Annotated in this window: 17 protein-coding genes and 1 pseudogene; 8 read left to right on the forward strand and 10 right to left on the reverse strand. The window is 74.6% G+C overall.

All coding sequences use genetic code 11. The features are described 5' to 3' along the window. Positions 1 to 85: 85 nt before the first annotated feature. A complete protein-coding gene (hutH, locus tag C229_RS0112470) occupies positions 86 to 1,630 on the reverse strand; it encodes a histidine ammonia-lyase (protein WP_026313715.1) in 1,545 nt (514 codons plus the stop codon). Positions 1,631 to 1,722: 92 nt separating this feature from the next. Here hutH and C229_RS0112475 point away from each other — a divergent pair, with 92 nt between their 5' ends. The 3 genes from C229_RS0112475 to C229_RS0112485 all read left to right on the forward strand — a co-directional run bounded on the left by C229_RS0112475 (position 1,723) and on the right by C229_RS0112485 (position 3,964). Then, positions 1,723 to 2,493 carry an IclR family transcriptional regulator gene (locus tag C229_RS0112475; RefSeq protein ID WP_026313716.1) on the forward strand — a complete coding sequence of 257 codons (771 nt, stop codon included), beginning with the start codon at positions 1,723 to 1,725 and terminating at the stop codon, positions 2,491 to 2,493. Positions 2,494 to 3,150: 657 nt separating this feature from the next. Further along, the gene (locus C229_RS0112480; RefSeq protein WP_018655414.1) at positions 3,151 to 3,588 is read left to right on the forward strand and encodes an Hsp20/alpha crystallin family protein; all 438 of its coding nucleotides are present in this window, start codon (positions 3,151 to 3,153) and stop codon (positions 3,586 to 3,588) included. A 58-nt stretch (positions 3,589 to 3,646) separates the two neighbouring features. Continuing rightward, positions 3,647 to 3,964: a helix-turn-helix domain-containing protein gene (locus C229_RS0112485; protein WP_018655415.1), complete on the forward strand. Its 318-nt coding sequence runs from the start codon at positions 3,647 to 3,649 to the stop codon at positions 3,962 to 3,964. Between the two features lie 559 nt (positions 3,965 to 4,523). Here C229_RS0112485 and C229_RS0112490 read toward each other — a convergent pair. From C229_RS0112490 to C229_RS0112505, 4 genes and pseudogenes are all read right to left on the reverse strand, one after another. After that, a complete protein-coding gene (locus C229_RS0112490) occupies positions 4,524 to 5,432 on the reverse strand; it encodes an ABC transporter substrate-binding protein (RefSeq protein WP_018655416.1) in 909 nt (302 codons plus the stop codon). Between the two features lie 50 nt (positions 5,433 to 5,482). Next, a complete protein-coding gene (locus tag C229_RS0112495) occupies positions 5,483 to 6,181 on the reverse strand; it encodes an ABC transporter permease (protein WP_018655417.1) in 699 nt (232 codons plus the stop codon). Beyond that, positions 6,178 to 6,921, reverse strand: coding sequence for an ABC transporter permease (locus tag C229_RS0112500; protein WP_018655418.1), 744 nt, complete (start codon positions 6,919 to 6,921; stop codon positions 6,178 to 6,180). The genes C229_RS0112495 and C229_RS0112500 overlap by 4 nt, the downstream gene beginning before the upstream one ends. Positions 6,922 to 7,022: 101 nt before the next feature. After that, positions 7,023 to 7,766: pseudogene (locus tag C229_RS0112505) on the reverse strand (ABC transporter ATP-binding protein); the annotation flags it as partial. Between the two features lie 308 nt (positions 7,767 to 8,074). Between C229_RS0112505 and C229_RS0112510 the strand changes: the two are divergent. Further along, positions 8,075 to 9,535, forward strand: a complete 1,461-nt coding sequence (locus C229_RS0112510; protein ID WP_018655420.1) for an aromatic amino acid ammonia-lyase — start codon at positions 8,075 to 8,077, stop codon at positions 9,533 to 9,535. Between the two features lie 4 nt (positions 9,536 to 9,539). On the opposite strand, the gene C229_RS0112515 is transcribed toward C229_RS0112510, so the two are convergent. Further along, positions 9,540 to 10,547, reverse strand: coding sequence for a LacI family DNA-binding transcriptional regulator (locus C229_RS0112515; protein ID WP_018655421.1), 1,008 nt, complete (start codon positions 10,545 to 10,547; stop codon positions 9,540 to 9,542). A 113-nt stretch (positions 10,548 to 10,660) separates the two neighbouring features. On the opposite strand from C229_RS0112515, the gene C229_RS0112520 reads away from it, so the two are divergent. The 3 genes from C229_RS0112520 to C229_RS0112530 all read left to right on the forward strand — a co-directional run bounded on the left by C229_RS0112520 (position 10,661) and on the right by C229_RS0112530 (position 13,023). Continuing rightward, positions 10,661 to 11,581: an amidohydrolase family protein gene (locus C229_RS0112520; protein WP_026313717.1), complete on the forward strand. Its 921-nt coding sequence runs from the start codon at positions 10,661 to 10,663 to the stop codon at positions 11,579 to 11,581. Next, entirely contained in the window at positions 11,571 to 12,113 is a 543-nt protein-coding gene (locus tag C229_RS0112525) for a cysteine dioxygenase (RefSeq protein WP_018655423.1), read from the forward strand. The genes C229_RS0112520 and C229_RS0112525 overlap by 11 nt, the downstream gene beginning before the upstream one ends. 163 nt (positions 12,114 to 12,276) lie before the next feature. Further along, positions 12,277 to 13,023 (forward strand): SGNH/GDSL hydrolase family protein, encoded by a 747-nt coding sequence (locus C229_RS0112530; RefSeq protein ID WP_051108945.1) that lies wholly within the window; start codon positions 12,277 to 12,279, stop codon positions 13,021 to 13,023. 22 nt (positions 13,024 to 13,045) lie between these two features. Here C229_RS0112530 and egtD read toward each other — a convergent pair whose 3' ends face one another. The 4 genes from egtD to egtA are packed head-to-tail and all read right to left on the reverse strand — an operon-like array spanning position 13,046 to position 17,224. After that, complete coding sequence (egtD, locus tag C229_RS0112535; RefSeq protein ID WP_018655425.1) at positions 13,046 to 13,996, reverse strand: L-histidine N(alpha)-methyltransferase; 951 nt, start codon at positions 13,994 to 13,996, stop codon at positions 13,046 to 13,048. Further along, positions 13,981 to 14,742, reverse strand: a complete 762-nt coding sequence (gene egtC / locus C229_RS0112540; protein WP_018655426.1) for an ergothioneine biosynthesis protein EgtC — start codon at positions 14,740 to 14,742, stop codon at positions 13,981 to 13,983. Before egtC ends, egtD begins: the two co-directional genes overlap by 16 nt. Continuing rightward, entirely contained in the window at positions 14,742 to 16,034 is a 1,293-nt protein-coding gene (gene egtB / locus C229_RS0112545; RefSeq protein ID WP_018655427.1) for an ergothioneine biosynthesis protein EgtB, read from the reverse strand. Before egtB ends, egtC begins: the two co-directional genes overlap by 1 nt. Next, on the reverse strand, positions 16,031 to 17,224 hold the full coding sequence (egtA, locus tag C229_RS0112550; RefSeq protein WP_026313718.1) for an ergothioneine biosynthesis glutamate--cysteine ligase EgtA: 1,194 nt from the start codon (positions 17,222 to 17,224) through the stop codon (positions 16,031 to 16,033). The genes egtB and egtA overlap by 4 nt, the downstream gene beginning before the upstream one ends. 192 nt (positions 17,225 to 17,416) lie before the next feature. Between egtA and C229_RS34920 the strand changes: the two genes are divergently transcribed. Further along, positions 17,417 to 18,634, forward strand: a complete 1,218-nt coding sequence (locus tag C229_RS34920; RefSeq protein ID WP_018655429.1) for an RNA polymerase sigma factor — start codon at positions 17,417 to 17,419, stop codon at positions 18,632 to 18,634. Positions 18,635 to 18,680 lie beyond the last annotated feature (46 nt).

Genomic DNA, 18,680 nt, shown 5'->3' on the forward strand with positions numbered 1-18,680 from the left:
GACGGGCTCATACGGGAGTGCCCGTCGTGAATGCGGCGGGCTGGGCACGAGACGGCTTGGGTTGCGGGCCCGGGTGTGGACGGGCTCATGGGAGGGGGCCCGTCGTGGATTCGGCGGCCTGGAGGAGGGCGCCGGTGCGGACGAGGGCGGTGGTGGCCTCGATCTCGGGGGCCAGGTAGCGGTCGGGGCCGGGTGGGGGGACGTGGGCGCGGAGGGCGGCCACGGCGGCGCCGGTGGCGGGGCCCGGGCGGAGGGGGGTGCGGAGGTCGAGGGCGCGGGCGGCGGTGAGGATCTCGATCGCGAGCACCCGGGTGAGGCCGTCCACGGTGCGGCGCAGCTTGCGGGCGGCGTTCCAGCCCATCGAGACGTGGTCCTCCTGCATGGCCGAGGACGGGATCGAGTCGGCGCTGGCGGGGGCCGCCAGACGCTTCAGCTCCGAGACGATCGCCGCCTGGGTGTACTGGGCGATCATGTGGCCGGAGTCGACGCCCGGATCGTCGGCCAGGAAGGCGGGCAGGCCGTAGGAGCGGTGGCGGTCGAGCATCCGGTCGGTGCGGCGCTCGGACATCGACGCGACGTCGGCCGCGGGGATCGCGAGGAAGTCGAGCGCGTACGCGACGGGCGCGCCGTGGAAGTTGCCGTTCGACTCGACACGGCCGTCCGCCAGCACCACGGGGTTGTCGACGGCCGACGCCAGCTCCCGGTCCGCGACGAGCGCGGCGTGCGCGAGCGTGTCGCGGGCCGCCCCGTTGACCTGCGGGGCGCAGCGCAGCGAGTACGCGTCCTGGACGCGGGTGTCCTCGGGGCCGCGATGCGACTCCATGATCGGCGAGTCCGCGAGCAGCGCACGCAGGTTCGCCGCCGACGCGGCCTGCCCCGGATGCGGGCGCAGCGCCTGAAGGTCGGCGGCGAAGACGCGGTCGGTGCCGAGCAGCGCCTCCACGCTCATCGCGGCGGCCAGGTCGGCGTGCCGGAGCAGCGCGCGCAGGTCGTCCAGCGCGAGCAGCAGCATGCCCAGCATGCCGTCGGTGCCGTTGAGCAGCGCCAGACCTTCCTTCTCCGCGAGCGTCACCGGTGCGAGGCCCGCGTCGGCCAGCGCCTCGGCGGCGGGACGCAGCCGTCCGCCGGCGTCGTGCACGTCGCCCTCACCGATGAGGGCGAGCGCCACATGCGCGAGCGGCGCCAGGTCGCCGGAGCAGCCGAGGCTGCCGTACTCGTGCACGACCGGCGTGATGCCCGCGTTGAGCAGTCCCGCGAGCGCGTGCGCGGTCGCGGGCTGCACGCCCGTGCGGCCGGTCGTGAGCGTGCGCAGCCGCAGCAGCATCAGCGCCCGCACCACCTCCCGCTCCACCGGCGGCCCCGACCCGGCGGCATGCGACCGCACGATGTTGAGCTGAAGCTTCGTCCGCATCTCCGGCGGAATGTGCCGCGTCGCGAGTGCCCCGAACCCGGTCGAAACCCCGTAGACGGGCAGCGGCCGCGCCGCCAGTTCCTCGATGTGGGCGCGCGAAGCCGCCATCGCCCGGTCGGCCGCCTCGGTGATGACGACCGCGGCCCCGTGCCGAGCAACCGCCACAACGTCCGCCGCCGATGGCGGTTCCGGACCGACCAGGACTTTCGTCTCCCCCATGCCGAAACTCATACCCACCAGCCAACAGCCCTGATCAACCCCCCGGGAGAGCCCACCGACCGACACCGTCTCGTATCCGAGACACTGGGGGCATGGATCAGGTGCCTGCCGCGCGGCGGACGTTGGGGGTGTTGCGGGTGCTGGCGGCGTCGGCCGGGCCGTTGCCCGCGTCGGTGATCGCGCGGGAGCTGAGGGTTCCGCGGTCGAGCATGTACCACCTGCTGGCGGCGATGGCCGAGGACGGATTCGTCGCGTACGTGCCCGAGGAGCGGCGGTGGGGGCTCGGCGTCGCCGCGTTCGAGGTGGGGTCGGCGTACCTGCGGCACGGGCCGCTGGAGCGGCTGGCCCGGCCGCTGCTGCGTCGGCTGGTCGACCGCACCGGGGAGATCGTCCAGCTCGGCGTGCTGCACGGCGCCGAGACACTGTACCTGCTCAAGGAGCAGCCGCGCGGGCACGCGACGCTGGTGACCGACGTCGGGGTCCGGCTCCCGGCGCACCTGACGGCCAGCGGCCGGTCCCTGCTCGCGCACCTGCCCCCGGCGCAGCTCCGCGCCCTGTACCCGGGGCCGCTGGTCGACCGCACCGGACGCGGCCCGGCGACGCTGACGGCCCTGCGCCGCGACCTGGCGACGGACGCCGCGCGCGGGTGGTCGGCGGAGGACGGCCTGGTCACCGAGGGCTTCGCGAGCATCGCCGCGTGCGCCTTCGATCACACGGGCCACCCCGCGGCCGCCCTGACCGTCACCTTCGCCCGCGCCGACCGCCCCCCGGACTCCTGGCCCGCCCTGGCCGCCCGCGTCCGCACCACCGCGACAGCCCTCACCGCCCGCCTAGCAGGCCGCCCACCGCGCCCAGACACCTGACCGAAGCCCAGACACCCGATAGGGCCGAACGCCTGACGGGCCCGAACGCCTGACAGGGCCGAGCACCCCACAGGGCCGAACGCCTGACGGCTCAGACACCCGACGGGTCCGGGGCTCAGACACCCGACAGGTCCGACGCCTGACGGGCCCAGACACCCGACCGGAAGCGAGACGCCCGACGCGAGGCGACGCCCGACGCGAGCCATACACGCGATGCGAGCCAGACACCCGACGGGTCCGGGGCTCAGACACCCGACAGGTCCGACGCCTGACGGGCCCAGACACCCGACCGGAAGCGAGACGTCCGACGCGAGCCGACGTCCGACGCGAGCCACACACCCGGCGCGAGCCGACGCCCGACGCGAGCCAGACACCCGGCGCGAGCCAGATGTCTGACGGGGGCCAGACACCCGACGGGGGCCAGGCGCCCGGCAGGGCCAGACACCTGGTGGAGGACGTGTTTTGGCGGGCGGGCATGAGGCCGATGGCGGCTCCTCGCCAAGACGTGTGACCCACCGCCGCTCGGCTGGCGTTGACACGAGCGCCAGATGTTGACACGGGAGCGAAGTTACTTACAATCTCAGTTACAAGTTTCCTCCCGGCAGGAGGACAGGACGACCCGGCGCGCGCGCCGGGGATCTTCGGAGGTGATGCACCATGTTGCTGACGTCGATCGACCCGTTCATCCAGGAGTTCGAGCGGCAGTTCGACCGCCTGACCCGGTCCGACGGCGCCGGGCAGGGCGCGGCCACGATGGCGATGGACGGCGTGCGCCGCGCCGACGACGTCGTGCTGCGGTTCGACCTGCCCGGCATCGACTCCGACTCGATCGAGGTGACCGTCGACCGCGGCGTGCTGACCGTGAGCGCCCGCCGCGACGAGGAGTACGCCGAGGGCGAGCGGCTGTTTGTCCGCGAGCGCGTGATGGGCACGTTCACGCGGCGTGTCTACCTGTCCGAGCACCTGGACGCCGAGGCCATCGAGGCCGCGTACGACAACGGCGTCCTCGCCGTCCGCATCCCCGTCCTGGAGCGGGCGCGCCCGCGCCGGGTCGAGATCCGGCGCGGCGGCGGACGCAAGGCGATCAAGAGCTGACCGACCGGCCCGGGACGGCCCCGCCACCGGGGCCGTCCCCCGCCGCAGAGGAGCCCCGATGACCCTGCCGATGGACGACGAGCACGCCGCCCTGTTCACGGTCGGCCAGGTCGCCGACATGCTCGGCGTCCGGCAGGCGTTCCTGCGCCGCATCGACGATCACGACGTCGTCTCCCCGCACCGCTCGGCCGGCGGCCAGCGCCGCTACAGCCGCAACGAGATCGGCCGCATCCAGGAGGTCGTCACGCTGATGGACGAGGGCATGACCCTCCCGGCCATCCGCCGCATCATCGCCCTCCAACACGAGATAGCCGCCCTCACCCGCGAACGCGACACCCTGGCCCACCGCCTAGCCGAACAAACCCGCACCCCCTGACCAAGCCCCCGCATCCCACGCCGAACGCACCCGACGCCCGCCCACGCCACCCCGCACTAGCCACCCCGCACAAGCCACCCCACCCCACACGACGCCACCCCACGCCACGACGCCGCCCCACGCCACGGCGCCACCCCACCGCACCCCGCCACCCCGGCGCCGCGCCACGCCCGCGCCGCCCCCGCGATCCCGCCTCACCCCACCGCGCCACCGCACCCCGCGCCACCGCACCCCCGCCACCGCGCGCCCAACGCCCGCGCCGCCCCACCCCGCGCGACCCCACCCCGCGCGACCCCACCCCACCTCCGCGTCACCGCACCCCGCGCCACTGCACCCCCGCCACCGCGCGCACAACGCCCGCGCCGCGCCGCCCCGCGCGACCCCACCTCACCCCCGCGCCACCCCCGCGCCTGTGGACTCTGGGTCCGGGTGGAGGTGGCCGGACGGTCGGTGGGTGGCCTGTGCGCTGGCGGCCTGTGTGCGTTTCGGGGTGGGGTCGGGTGGACACGGCGACGGCCGCGCGGTCGAGTGAGCGCGCGGCCGTCGGGGTGTCGCTTGGTCAGGAGAGGCCGTTGGCGCTGAGCCACTTCTTGGCTGCGGCGGCCGGGTCGGTCTTGTTGTCCGCCATGTCGGTGTTCATGTCCTGGAGGGCCGTCGTGGTGAGCTTGGCCGAGACGGCGTTCAGGGCGGACTGGGCGTCGGTGCTGACGCGGCCCTTGTTGATCAGCGGCGTGACGTTCTGGGCGCCGAAGACGTTCTTCGGGTCCGCCAGCGCGACGAAGTTGTTCTTCTTGATCGAGGCGTCGGTCGAGAAGAGGTTCGCCGCCTGGATCTGGCCGCCGGTCAGGTTCGACACGGTGATCGGGCCCGCGGTGTCCAGCGACTTGAAGCTCTTGAACTCCAGGCCGTAGACGTCCTTGAGGCCGACGAGGCCCTGCTTGCGGGTCTTGAACTCCGGCGGGCCGCCGACGACGAACGTGGACGCGACGGACTTCAGGTCCTCGATGGACTTGAGGTTGTGCTTCTGCGCCGTCGCCGCCGTCACCGCGAGCGAGTCCTTGTTCTCGGCCGGCGCCGAGGTGAGGATGCCGAGCTGCGCGGGCAGCTTCTCCGTCAGCGCCTTGTTGACCTCTTCAGAGGTGGACGCCGCGTTGTCCTTGTCGATGAACGCGAGGAGCGCCCCGTTGTACTCGGGGAACACCTGGATCGCGCCGGACTCGACCTGCTTGTAGTAGACCTCGCGCGACCCGATGCCGAACTTGCGCTCGACCTTGATGTCCTTGGCCTCCAGCGCCTGGGCGTAGATCTCGCCGATCAGGCCGCTCTCGGGGAAGTCGGCGCCGCCGATGACGATGGCGTCGCCGGACGAGCCGGTACCCGACAGCGGGTCGTCGTCGCCGCCCCCGCAGGCGGTCAGGGCCAGGACGGCGGCGGCGAGAGCCGCGACACCGCGGGTGATCCTCGACATTGGGGTTTTCCTTTCGGTTGCCACCCGCGCCGGGGGCGGCGGGGCGAAGTTCAGGTGGTCGCCGTGATGCTGCGGACACCGGGCGAGACGGTGAGGCGGTACACGGCGGCGAAGAAGAGCTGGGTGAGGACGGCCAGCGCGATGACGAGCAGCGCGCCCCCGGCCATGGAGTCGTACTCCTGGCGGGCGTAGCCGTCGATGATGTAGCGGCCGAGGCCGCCCAGTCCGACGATCGCGGCGATCGTGGCCGTGGAGATGATCTGGATGAGGGCGGTGCGCAGGCCGAGCAGCACCAGCGGCATCGCGACGGGCAGTTCGACGCGGAGCAGCACCTGGCGCCCGGTCATGCCCATGCCCTCGGCGGCGTCGCGCAGCCCGGCCTCGACCTGCTGGACGCCCGCGTAGGTGTTGACGAGCACCGGCGGGATCGCCAGCGCGATGAGCGGGATGAGGATCGGGACGAGGTCGCCGATCGACGTGAGCACGACGGCGAGGATGAGCAGCCCGAGCGTCGGCAGCGCCCGCGCCGCGTTCGCCGACGACAGCACGAGGAACCCGGCGACGGCGGCGGGCTTGCCGCGCCGCAGGTGGCCGAGCACGAGCCCGAGCGGCAGCGCGACCAGCACCGTGATCGCGAACGCGAGCAGCGAGTACCAGACGTGCTCGAACAGGCGGCTGGGGATGCCGTCGGGGCCGGACCACTGCGCGGACTGCCCGAACCACGACAGCGCGTTCCAGATGGAGTTCACCGGGCCTCCTCCAGGCGGGCGGCGCGCTCGCGGCGGGCGGCGCGGCGGGCGCCCCGGCCGGCGCGCTGCCAGGGGGTGAGGAGCCGCTGCACGAGGAGCAGCACCAGGTCGGCGACGACGGCGAGCGCGACGATGAGGACGATCGCGACGATGATCGGCGTCGGGTAGTTGCCGCCGGGCCACTTCATGCCGGTGATCATGAGCTGGCCGAGCCCGCCGATGCCGATGAGAGCGCCGACGCTGACCAGGCTGATGTTGGCGACGGTCGCGACGCGCAGGCCCGCCATGACGACGGGCAGCGAGATCGGCAGTTCGACGCGGACGAGCCGCCGCAGCGGCCCGAAGCCCATCGCGACGGCGGACTGCCGGACGTGCTCGGGCACCGAGCGCAGCCCGTCCACGACGCTCGGGACGAGCACCGACAGCGTGTAGAGGGACAGCGGGACGATGACCGTGGTGTACGTCAGGCCGGTGAAGGCGACGAACACCACGAACAGCCCGATCGCGGGCACCGCGTAGAGGACGCTCGTCGCGGCCAGCACCGGCGGGTACAGCCGCGTCCAGCGTGCGCAGGCGAGCCCGAGCGGCAGCGCGATCAGCAGCCCGAGCAGGACGGGCGTGAACGACAGCACGAGGTGTTCGCTCAGCGACTCCCAGATGGGGCCGTCGAGGTTGTCGCGGACGTAGCTCCAGCGGAAGAGCGGCTCACCGCCGAGTTCGGCGGCCAGGGCGGGCGTCACCGCTCGCCCGCCTCGGCGGACCCGGCGGGCGTGGCGCCGGTCGAGCCGGTGGGCGGCCCGGACGGCCCGCCCATCGCGACCTCGGCGTCGAGTTCCTGGGTGAAGCGCAGCCGCCGGATGCCCCGGTCGCCGCCGAGGAAGTCGCGGACGAAGTCGCTGGCGGGGGCGTCGAGCAGTTCGTCGGGCGTGGTGTACTGCGCGAGCTTGCCGCCGACCTGGAACACCGCGATGCGGTGGCCGAGCTTGACGGCCTCGTCGATGTCGTGGGTGACGAAGACGATCGTCTTCTCCAGCTCGTCCTGGAGCCGCAGGAACTCGTCCTGGAGGTTGGCGCGGACGATCGGGTCGACGGCGGAGAACGGCTCGTCCATGAGCAGGATGGGCGGGTCGGCGGCGAGGGCGCGGGCGACGCCGACGCGCTGCTGCTGGCCGCCGGAGAGCTGCGCGGGATACCGCTTGGCGAAGGCGGTGTCGAGGCCGACGCGGTCCATGAGGGCGCGGGCGTCGGTGCGGGCCTGCTTCTTGTCGCGGCCGAGGAGCAGCGGCACCGTGGCGATGTTGTCCTCGATGGTGCGGTGCGGGAACAGCCCGGCCTGCTGGATGACGTAGCCGATGCCGCGCCGCAGGGTGGGCGGGTCGACGTCGCGGACGTTCTTCCCGTCCACCGCGATCGTGCCCTCGGTGGCGTCGACCATCCGGTTGATCATGCGCAGCGTGGTCGTCTTGCCGCACCCGGACGGGCCGACGAGCACGGTGATGCGCCCGGTGTCGATCTCCAGGTCGAGATCGTCCACCGCGACGGTTCCGTCGGGGTAGCGCTTGGTCACGCCCTCGAAGGTGATCACACGCTCACGTCCTCATCGGGGCGCCGGAACGCCGTCGCCTCGCTGCCTGCCGGGCCCGGCCCGGTGATGATCGGAACGACATCTTCCCCACAGTAACCACTCCACACCCACGCGTTCGTGCCCGGCGTGGCCACCGTCCGATCTTGAGCTTACCGACCTGAATTGGGAAGAAAGTACGGTGTGCCCCTCGGCGACAGCCGAATCGTTATCGAAGGCGGCGCGCCCGCCCGTCCTCCGGCGACGCGGCGGGACCGGGGCGGCGTGAGAATCGTCATTGTCACAGGTTGGGACGGAGAGGACGGAAGCCCGTGCAGAGCAGCCGGATCGTCATCGACGGAGCCTCGCTCACCTGCGCGCTCGTGGCGCGGGCCGCGCGCGACGACGTGCCGGTGGAACTGGCGCCCGAGGGCGTCGCGCGGGCCCGCGCCGCCTGGGAGACCGCCCGCGAGGTCGCCGAGCGGCGGCCGGTGTACGGGCGGACGACGGGCGTCGGCGCGAACCGCGTCGTGGACGTGGAGTGGGAGGACGCCGACGCGCACGGCCTGCGCCTGCTGCGCAGCCACGCCGCCGGTGCCGGGCCTCTGACGGCGGCCGAGACGACGCGGGCGATGCTGACCGTGCGGCTCAACCAGCTCGCGGCGGGCGGCTCGGGGGTGGACCCGGGCGTTCTGCCCGCGCTGGCCGACGCGCTGAACCTCGGGCTGCGCCCGCCCGTCCCGGTGTACGGGGCGATCGGCACCGGCGACCTGACGGCGCTCGCCTCGACGGCGCTGTGCCTGCTCGGCGAGCGCGCCTGGCTCGGCGGCCCGGACGGCGGACCGGCGAGCGGCCCCGGGTTCCGGCTGCGGTCGGCGGACGCGCTGGCGTTCATCTCCTCCAACGCGGCCACGCTCGGGGAGGCGGCGCTCGGCGCGGCCGACCTGCGGACGCTGCTGTCGGCGTCGACCGTGGTCGCGGCGCTTTCGCTGCTGGCGGTGCACGGCTCGGAGGAGCCGTACGCCCCGGCCGTGCACGACGCGTGCCCGCACCCCGGCCAGCGCGACACCGCCGCCGCCGTGCGCACCCTGCTCGCCTTCGACCACCCGGTGCCCGCCCGCATCCAGGACCCGTACGGCTACCGGGCCTTCCCGCAGGTGCACGGGCCCGCGCTGGAGGCGCTGCGGCACGCCGAGGACGTCGTGGACCGGGAGATCAACGCGGCGGCGGAGAACCCCCTGGTGGACCCGGCGCAGCGGACCGTCTGGCACAACGGGAACTTCCACACCGCCTACGTCGGGCTCGCGCTGGACGGCGTGCGCGCCGCGCTGTTCCAGACGATGGCGCTGTCGGCGGCGCGGCTCGGGACGCTCGCCGAGCCCGCGTTCACCGGTCTGTACCCGTTCCAGGCGGAGACCGAGGCGTCGTCGGGGATCATGATCCTGGAGTACGTCGCGCACTCGGCCCTCGCCGACGTGCGGCGGCTCGCGACGCCCGCCGCGCTCGGCAGCGCCGTGCTGTCGCGGGGCGTCGAGGAGCACGCGGGGTTCTCGACGCAGTCGGCGCGGGCGACGACCGAGGCGGCCGCCGCGTACCGGATCGGGCTGGGCTGCGAGCTGTACGCGGCCGTCCGCGCGCTGCGGATGCAGGGCCGCGCCCCGGCGGGCGGCCCGCTGCGCGCCGCCTACGACCTGGCCGACGCCGTCCTGGACGACCGCATCGCCGACCGTCCCCTGGACGCCGACATCGCCACCGCCGCCGACCTGCTCCCGCCGCTCTCCCGCCTCCTGTGACACCTCATGCCCCGGCGGGTTCGGTGGAGGCGCGGGCGAAGAGGGTGGGTTCGCGGACGACGCGGCGGCGGCGGGGCTTGCCGTCGATGACGTCGCAGACGAGCCGGACGGCGGACTCGACGATGCCGCCGATGTCCCAGTCGACGGTGGTGAGCGGCGGGGTGAGCAGCGCCGACATGGGGTGGTTGTCGTAGCCGCAGACGGCGACGTCGCCGGGGACGGCGAGGCCGAGGTCGCGGGTGGCGGCGTAGACGCCGTAGGCGATGACGTCGGAGAAGCAGAAGACGGCGGTGGGGCGGCCGGGACGGTCGAGCATCCGGTGCGCGGCGGCGGTGGAGCCCTCCAGCGACTGCGGCGCGACCGCTACCTCGGCGCGCAGGCCGAGCCGGTCGGCCTCGGCGTGCACGTGCACGTCGGCGGGGCGGTCGGGGGTGCTGTCCCCGGTGGGGGTGAGGACGCCGACGTGCCGGTGGCCGAGGTCGCGCAGGTGCTCCAGCGCGAGCGTGACGCCGGTGCGGTTGTCGAAGACGACCTCGCCCTGCGACTGCCCGCCGAGCAGCGCGTCGCCGATGGACACGACCGGCAGCGCCTCGGCGAGGTCGGCCCACAGCGCGGCGGACGGGTCGAGCGGCTGCACGATGAGGCCGTCGACGCGCTGGTCGCGCAGGCGGCGGGCCAGGGCCAGCTCGCGTTCGGGGTCGCCGCCGGCGTCGACGATGAGCGCGTACCGGCCCCGGTCGAGCAGGGCGCGGCCGATGCCGGTGGCCAGGGACTGCTGCCAGTAGTCTTCGAGGGAGCCGCAGAGCAGGCCGACGAGGTCGGTGCGCCCGCTGGCCAGGGCCCGCGCGATGGGGTGGGCCTCGTAGCCGAGTTCGGCGGCGGCGGCGCGGACGCGTTCCTGCGTCTCCTCGGAGGTCTGGATGCCGCGCAGCGCGTAGGAGACGGCCGCGGGCGACAACCCCGTCGCCTGGGCCACCTCACGGATGGTCGCGCGCTTGCGCCTGTCCGCCACGGGAACAGCCTAGGGGCTGTGTCCGACGGAACGCGGTCCGCGACTTGACGGCGCGGCGACTGAACCGGTTCACTGAATCGCATCAGTTAACCGGTTCAGTGAGGGGCATCGCGGTGACGGGGACGGGAGCGCGCGGCACCGACGTGCACCAGCACCTGTGGACCCCGCCTTTTCTCGCCGCCTTGCGCGCCCGGCGAACTCCTCCTTACCTGGACGACTGGACCCTCTATCTCGACGGTGAGCCCCCGTACCCGGTGAACCCCGCCGACCACGACGTCGCCGCCCGCGCCGCCCGGGCCGAGGCCGACGGGCTGGACCGCGCGCTGATCTCGCTGTCGTCCCCGCTCGGCGTCGAGACGCTGCCGCCCGCGCAGGCCGCGCCGCTGCTGGCCGCCTACCACGAGGGCGCCGCCGCGCTCCCCGCGCCGTTCGGGTCGTGGGCGGCGGCGAGCGTCCACACGATCGACGCCCCGGCCACCGCCGCCGCGCTGGACGCGGGCCTGGCCGGGCTCCAGCTCCCCGCGACCGCGCTGGCCGACGCCGCCGGGTTCGCGCGCTGCGCCCCGCTGCTCGACCTGCTGGAGGAGCGGGGCCTGCCGCTGCTCGTCCACCCCGGCCCGGCCGTCGCGGCCGGGGACGTGCCGTCGTGGTGGCCCGCCGTCGTCCCCTACGTCCAGCAGATGCACGCCGCCTGGTACGCCTTCCGCGCCTTCGGCCGCCCCCGGCATCCCCGGCTGCGGGCCTGCTTCGCGCTGCTCGCCGGGCTCGCGCCGCTGCACGGCGAGCGCGTCGCCGCGCGCGGCGGCGGCCGGGGCGAGATCGACCGGGACGCGTTCCTGGACACGTCCTCCTACGGTCCCCGGGCGGCGGACGCGATCGTCCGCGCGCTCGGCGTCGACGTCGTCGTGCACGGTTCCGACCGGCCGTATGCCGACCCGCGCGACCTCGCCCTGGGCGAGGCCGCGTTCCACGCGTTCCGCGTGGCCAACCCGCACCGCCTGCTCACCGGAGAGGAGCGAGATCATGTCCGCTGACGTCCTCAGCGCCGCCGTCGAAACCCCCGGTGCCGCGCCGTGTCTCACCGGCCTGCCGCCGCGCGCGCTGGACAAGCGCGAGCTGCTCGACCTGGTGAACGAGCTGGCCGACCGGCCCGACGTGTGGCGGCGGCACGTCGCCTTCTCCGACGGGGAGCGGCACTACGCGTCGCTCTACCGGGACGAGTACGTGGACGTGTGGCTGCTGTGCTGGACGCCCGAGAACGACACCGGCTGGCACGATCACGACATCTCGTCGGGCGCCGTCCGGGTCGTCAGCGGCGAACTGGCCGAGAACAACCCGCGCATCGGCGGCGAGCACGTGGAGGTCGCGCTGCGCGAGGGCGCGTCGATGTGCTTCGGGCCCGAGCACATCCACCGCATGACGGGCACGGCCCCCGCGAGCGTGTCGATCCACGCGTACTCGCCGCCGCTGTGGCGCCTCGGCCAGTACTCCATCAGCGACGACGGCCTGATGCGGCGCCTCTCGGTCAGCTACGCCGACGAGCTGCGCCCGCTCGACGAGGACTGACCGCCGACCAGGGGCGCGGTGGGGGCGTCCGGCCCGTGGGGGGCCGGACGCCCCCACTGTCGTTCCGCCCGGCTTCGATCACCGACCTTTACCCCGTTACCAACACGCTCTACCGCCGATAGGATTCAACCTCCCAATCCCCCTGATTCACGGCGGAGTCTCCATGCGTTCTCTCCGCGTGCGCCGGGCCGCCGCGCTCCTCGCCCTCGGCACGCTGCCGCTCAGCGGCTGCACCGCGTTCGGCACGTCGGTCGGGGAGGCCGCGTCCGCGCCCGCGGTGACACCGCCTCCGGTGGCCGCCTCACCCGTGGTGATGTTCATCGGCGACTCCTACACGGTCGGCAACCGCACCACCCGCCCCGAGACCACCTACGCCTCGGCCACGGGACGGCTGCTCGGCTGGCACGTGTTCCTCGGCGGACGCGCGGGCACCGGCTTCGTCTCGACGGGCACCGGCGCGCAGGCGTTCGGGCCGCTGTTCGAGGCCCAGCTCGGCTGGCGCCCCGCGCCGGACCTGCTCATCGTCTCCGGCGGCCACAACGACACCCGCTTCCCGCCCGTCCAGGTCGCCGGCGCCGCCCGCGAGCTGCTGCGCCTCGCCGCCCAGCGCTGGCCCGGCACCCGGCAGGTCCTCATCGGCCCGCTGTGGGGCCACGAGGCCCCGCCGCCCACCGCGCTCGCCGTCCGCGACGCGCTGTCCGCCGTCGCCGCCGAGTCGAAGATCCCCTTCGTGGACCCCATCGCCGAACAGTGGATCACCGGCGACCAGTCCGCCGGAACCGGCAACGCCACCACCTACATCCGCCCCGACGGCGTCCACCCCACCCCGGCGGGCCACCGCTACCTCGCCACCCGCCTCGTCCAGGACCTGCGCCGCCTCGACCTCGCCCACCCCGTCCGCGCCCGCTGAGCGCGGACGCGGACGGGGCGCGTCAGGCCGGGACGGACAGGGAGAGGGAGAAGTCGCCCGGGGGGTCGGTCCAGAACTCGGTGAGGGCCAGGCCCGCCCGGTTCAGGTCGGCCTCCAGACCGGCCGGGCGGAACTTGGCGGAGATCTCGGTGCGCATCTCCTCGCCCGCCGCGAACGCGACGTCCAGGTCGAGGGCCGCGACGCGGACGCGCTGCGCGCGGGTGGCGCGCAGGCGCATCTCGATCCACTCGTTGTCCGCGTCCCAGACGGACCGGTGCTCGAACGCCGCGACGTCGAAGTCGGCGCCGAGGTCCTTGTTCAGGACGCGCAGCACGTTGCGGTTGAAGTCGGCCGTCACCCCCTGCGCGTCGTCGTAGGCGCGGACGAGCCGGGACGGGTCCTTCACGAGGTCGGCGCCGAGCAGCAGCGCGTCCCCGGGCCGCATCGTGGCGCGCAGCGCGGCCAGGAACTCCGCGCGGTCGGCCGGGTGGAAGTTGCCGACCGTGCCGCCGAGGAACGCGATCAGGCGGCGCGGACCGGCGGGCAGCAGCGGCAGGTGCCGCTCGTAGTCGGCGACGACGCCGTGGACGTCCAGCGCGGGCAGGTCCGCCGCGATCTTCGCGACGGTCTCGGCGAGGAAGTCGCCGCTGACGTCCACCGGCACGTAGGTGCGCAGCGTCGCGGCGAGGCCGTCCAGCAGCAGCCGCGTCTTCTCCCCCGACCCGGCGCCCAGCTCCAGCAGCGTCTCCGCGCCGGTCGCCTCGGCGATCTCGGCCGACCGCTCCCGCAGGATCGAGCGTTCGGCGCGGGTCGGGTAGTACTCGTCCAGCTCGGTGATCCGCTCGAACAGGCGGCTGCCGCGCTCGTCGTAGAAGTACTTGGGCGGCAGCGTCTTGGGGGTGGCGGTCAGGCCCGCGCGGACGTCCCGGCGCAGGGCCGCCGCCAGGTCGTCGTCGGTCAGGTGGCGGTCCACGGTGCTCCTTCGAGTGGGGTGATCGTGACACCGGCGGCGAGGTCGGCGGTGAGCAGGGAGCGGTCGGGCACGGCCCGCCAGCCGGGCGCGCCGTCGAGCGGCTCGGACGCCACCTCGACCGCGCCCGGCGTCTCCCGGACGAACAGCGAGTCGCCCCAGGTGGTCGCGGCGAGCGCGGCACCGTCGGCGGCGAGCAGGTTGTAGCGGCCGTCGGCCAGCGCCGCGACCGTCGTGACGACGGCCGCGAGCGCCGCGCCGAGCCCGGCGCCGTCGCGCCAGTTCCGGGCGGCCAGCGCGAGCAGCACGGCCGAGTCGACGGGGGCGCGGGCGTCCGGCACGCCCGCGACTCCCCCGGCGAGTTCGCGCAGCTTGTCCTCGACCTCCGGATAGCCGATGATCTTGCCGTTGTGGCTGAACAGGCGGTGCCCGGCCCGCAATGGCTGCGCGCACGACTCGTCCACCGGGAACCCGGCCGTCGCCGACCGGACGGCGGCCACACCGCACGACGTGGCGACGGACCGCGCGATCTCGGCGAACGACACGTCCGTCCACAGCGGCTGCGCCCGCCGGAACCGCAGGGGCGGGCCATTACCCGCGTACCAGCCGACGCCGAACCCGTCGGCGTTGAGCAGGTTGCCCTGCGTCATGCGCGGCGCGTACGCCTGGTGCTCCAGGGAGTGCTCGCCGTCGAACACCAGCGAGTGCAGCGTGCGGGGCGGGCCGAGATAGCCCACGTGGCGGCACATCAGGCGTCCCGGGCGGTGCGGAAGCCGGCGAAGATCTGCCGCCGGATCGGGTAGTCCCAGTTGCGGAACGTGCCCCGGGCGCCCAGCGGGTGCGTCGCCCACGAGCCGCCGCGCAGCACCTTGTACTCGGGCCCGAAGAACACCTCGGAGTACTCCCGGTACGGGAACGCCCGGAACCCCGGATACGCGGCGAAGTCCGACGACGTCCACTCCCACACGTCACCGACCATCCGGCGCGCGCCGTACGGCGACGCCCCGTCCGGGTAGGCGCCGTCCGACGACGGCCGCAGCGCCCGCTGGCCCAGGTTCGCGTGCCGCTCCTCGTACTCCTCGCCCCACGGGTAGCGGCGGGCGCGGCCCGCGTCGGAGTCCCAGAGGGCGGCCTTATCCCACTCGGCCTCGGTCGGCAGCCGCCGCCCGGCCCAGCGCGCGTAGGCGTCGGCCTCGTACCAGCAGACGTGCTGCACGGCCTCGTCCGGCGGGATCTCCTCGGTCCGGCCGAACCGGCGCCGCACCCAGCCGTCGCCCTCGCGCGTCCAGAACCCGGGCGCGCGCTTGCCGGACGTGGTGCGCCACTCCCAGCCCTCGGTCGTCCACCAGCGGGGCTCGCCGTAGCCGCCCGCCGCCATGAACGCACCGAACCGGGCGTTGCTGACCGGCTCGGCGTCCAGGTGGAAGGCGGGCACGTCGACGGTGTGCGCGGGGCGCTCGTTGTCCAGCGCCCACGGATCGCGGTCGGTGCCCATCGTGAACGGCCCGCCGGGGACGAACACCTCCGCCGGGCCAGGCCGTCCGGCCCGCGCGGGCGCGCCGGGGTCGAGCAGGGCGGCGTCCGTGCGGAGCTGGTGCGTGGCGAGCATCGTCTCGTCGTGCATGTGCTCGTGCTGCACGACCATCCGGTACACGAACGCGTCCCGGGTGAGCCTGTCGTCGGTGTCGAACCGCGCGTGCTCCAGCGTGTCCAGCACCCGCGCCCGGACGGTCGCCAGGTAGGCGCGCGCCTCCTTCGGCGGCAGCAGCGGCAGCGCCGGGCGCTCGGCGCGCGGGTGCTCGAACGCGTCGTACAGCCCGTCGATCTCCGGCCGCAGCGGCTCAGCCCCCGTCGCCGCGCGCAGCAGCCACAGCTCCTCGTAGTTCCCGACGTGCGCCAGGTCCCAGACGAGCGGTGACATCAGCGGCGACACCTGCGCGGTGAGCGCCCGGTCGTCCAGCACCGACGTGGTCAGGCCGAAGCTGCGCTCGCGCACCCGGCCCAGCTCGTCCGCGAGCAGTTCCCTGATCTGTTCGGTCATGACGCGACCTCCTGCATCCGTGGTGCGATGTCGTCGGCCGGGCAGCGGCCCCGTTCCACATAGCGGGCCGCGTACTCCGCGACGAGCGGGACGAGCGCGCCGCCGCGCAGCCGGGGCAGCGCCTCGATCGCCGCCGCGAAGCAGGCGCGGGCGGCCAGGGCGAGCGGCGCGTCGGTGAGGGCGTCGCGGGCCGCCTCCGACCACCGCGACGCGACCGGCGCGACGGCCTCCTCGGCCGCCGCCGATGCGGCGGGGTCGTCCAGCAGCGCCGTCGCGACCGCGACCGGCACCGGCCAGTACCGGCCCGGCAGCGCGTCGATCATCCGCAGTTCCAGCCAGCCGCGCGGGCGGACCGGGGGGAACAGCGTGGACAGGTGGTACACCAGGTCGTCCTCGGTGGGCTCGCCGGTGGCGACCCACTCCCCGAACGTCATGCCGGGGTCTGCGAGCCAGCCGCCCTCGGCGGTGCGGCGCACCATGACGCGGGCGTCCAGCGCGTACCGCGCCCACGCCTGCGCCGGGTCGGTGTGCACGTCGCAGACCGGCAGCGTCCGGCAGGGGTCCAGGTCGGTCCAGATGCCCTGCCGGGACGAGCGCAGCCCCGTCGCCCGCCCGGACCGCACCGGCGAGTTCGCGAACGCCGCGACCAGCACCGGGCCGAGCGCGTGCGCGAGCCACCAGCGGCGGGCCGCGTCGGCGGCGTCGGCACCGATGTCGACGCAGACCTGCACGGACGCCGTCGTGCACATCATCGCCAGGCCCGCGTCGGCGAACCCGGACGCGACGAAGTAGTCCCGCATGCAGCGGTAGCGGGGATGCTCGGCCTGGAAGCGGGGCAGCCGCAGCGGGTCGACGCCGCGCCCGGTGAGCGTCAGCCCGGCGGGCTCCAGCGCGACGCGCAGGTGCGCGATGTCGCGGGCCAGCGCGCGGTGCAGGGTGCCGAGGTCGGCGCAGGGCGCGGAACTCAGCTCGATCTGCCCGCCGGGCTCGTAGGTGACCCGGCTGCCGCCGGGCGGGTCACCGGCCGCCGCGACGAGCGCGCGGACGCCCGCGGCGGGCACGTGCGCCGCCGGGTCGGCCGCGGCCGTCACCAACCACTCGGTCTCCGCGCCGACCGTGCCGGGCGGGCCGTTCTTGAAACACACTCCGCGGATGTACCGGTGCACGTCGTGCACCGTGAGTCCTCGCATCGCCTCTCCCGGTTCGCCGGATGCCGTGACGGGACGGGAGCCTTCCCGGGTGAACCGGATCAGCAATCAGAACTTGTCGAGAATTCTCAAGACTTCGGGGGGAAGGTTGGCGCGGGCTTCCGGCCCTTGACCGGCTGCACTAGAGTCCCGATTCCTACCGTTTCGTCGGAGAACGCAGGGACTGGAGGTCACATGCGCGGAGACCTGGGCTCCCTCTACGACGGCAACGCCGCCCGGCTGCACGCCTACTGCTGGTCGCTGCTGGGCGACCGCGAGGCGCCCGAGGCCGTCGCCGACACCTTCGCCGCCGCCCTGCGGCACCCGCTGCGCGGCGACCGCGTCCTCTGGCTGTACGCGCTCGCGCGGTCGGCCTGCGCCGAGCGCGGCGCGTTCTCCGGCCGCCCGCCGGTGTTCGAGGCCGGCGGCACGCTGCTGCGCGCCGCCGCCGCACTGCGCGCCGACCACCGCGAGGCCCTGCTCCTACGCGCGGGCGACTGGCTGACCGTCGCCGACACCGGCCGCGTCCTCGGCGTCGCCCCCGACACCGCCGACGCCCTCCTCCAGGCGGCCCGCGCCCGGCTGGAGCGCGGCGTGCTGGACGCCCTCATGCGCGGCGCCGCCCAGTCCGACGCCGAGCTGATCACGGCGTTCGAGAAGGGCCGCCTGCCCGAACTGCTCGCGGACCGCTCCCCGCAGGACCCGCCCGCCGGGCTGCGCGAGAAGGTCATCGCGTGGGGCGACGAGCTGCCCGCCGAGTCGCTGGCGACGCTGACCGCGCCGAACCCCCTCGTCGTCATCGGCCCGCTGCCCGAGCACAGGGCGCGGTCCAAGAAGGGCCTGGCGCGCGGCGCGGGCGCGGTCGCCGGGGTGGCCGCCTCGGTCGCCGCGACGATCGGGCTGCTGGCCGCGTGGCCGTCCGGCAAGGGCGGCGGCGGTGGCGACCTGGCCGCCATGCCGACGACGAGCGACAGCACCGGGCCTTCGGCCACCGAGCCGATCGTCCAGCGGACGTCCGCGCCGACCGAGACGCCGACGCCGAAGACGGCCGCGACGTCGCCGGCGACCGGCCCGACGACGCAGTACGGCAGCGACCCCGCCCCGGTGATCCCGCCGTACGCGCCGCCGTACTCCGCCCCGGCCGCGCCGCCCAAGGCCGACAAGCCGAAGAAGGACAAGCCGGCGACGATCAAGCCGAGCGAGCCGGGCAAGCCGTCCCCGACGCCGCCCCCGTCCGCGACGCCCAAGCCGACGCCGCCTCCGACGACCCCTCCCCCGACGACGCCTCCGCCGACCGAGGAGCCGCCGCCCACGGAGGAGCCGCCGCCCACCGAGACGCCCGAGCCCCCGGCCGAGACCCCGCCGCCCTCGCCCGACCCGACGACGCCCGAACCGTCGCCGAGCGGCGAGTAGACGTCCGGCTCCGGCCGTCTTCTGACAGATTCGGTTACTCGAAGTT

The sequence above is a fragment of the Actinomadura flavalba DSM 45200 genome (assembly GCF_000374305.1).
In the GTDB taxonomy this organism is placed as follows: domain Bacteria; phylum Actinomycetota; class Actinomycetes; order Streptosporangiales; family Streptosporangiaceae; genus Spirillospora; species Spirillospora flavalba.

What these genes read in the sequence shown, in the direction of transcription:
- C229_RS0112475 (WP_026313716.1), top strand. Translation starts at nt 1,723, where the DNA reads ATGGATCAGGTGCCTGCCGCGCGGCGGACGTTGGGGGTGTTGCGGGTG.
- egtB (WP_018655427.1), bottom strand. Translation starts at nt 16,034, where the DNA reads ATGACCGAACAGATCAGGGAACTGCTCGCGGACGAGCTGGGCCGGGTG.
- hutH (WP_026313715.1), bottom strand. Translation starts at nt 1,630, where the DNA reads ATGGGGGAGACGAAAGTCCTGGTCGGTCCGGAACCGCCATCGGCGGCG.
- C229_RS0112480 (WP_018655414.1), top strand. Translation starts at nt 3,151, where the DNA reads ATGTTGCTGACGTCGATCGACCCGTTCATCCAGGAGTTCGAGCGGCAG.
- C229_RS0112530 (WP_051108945.1), top strand. Translation starts at nt 12,277, where the DNA reads ATGCGTTCTCTCCGCGTGCGCCGGGCCGCCGCGCTCCTCGCCCTCGGC.
- C229_RS34920 (WP_018655429.1), top strand. Translation starts at nt 17,417, where the DNA reads ATGCGCGGAGACCTGGGCTCCCTCTACGACGGCAACGCCGCCCGGCTG.
- egtA (WP_026313718.1), bottom strand. Translation starts at nt 17,224, where the DNA reads ATGCGAGGACTCACGGTGCACGACGTGCACCGGTACATCCGCGGAGTG.
- C229_RS0112490 (WP_018655416.1), bottom strand. Translation starts at nt 5,432, where the DNA reads ATGTCGAGGATCACCCGCGGTGTCGCGGCTCTCGCCGCCGCCGTCCTG.
- C229_RS0112485 (WP_018655415.1), top strand. Translation starts at nt 3,647, where the DNA reads ATGACCCTGCCGATGGACGACGAGCACGCCGCCCTGTTCACGGTCGGC.
- C229_RS0112525 (WP_018655423.1), top strand. Translation starts at nt 11,571, where the DNA reads ATGTCCGCTGACGTCCTCAGCGCCGCCGTCGAAACCCCCGGTGCCGCG.
- egtC (WP_018655426.1), bottom strand. Translation starts at nt 14,742, where the DNA reads ATGTGCCGCCACGTGGGCTATCTCGGCCCGCCCCGCACGCTGCACTCG.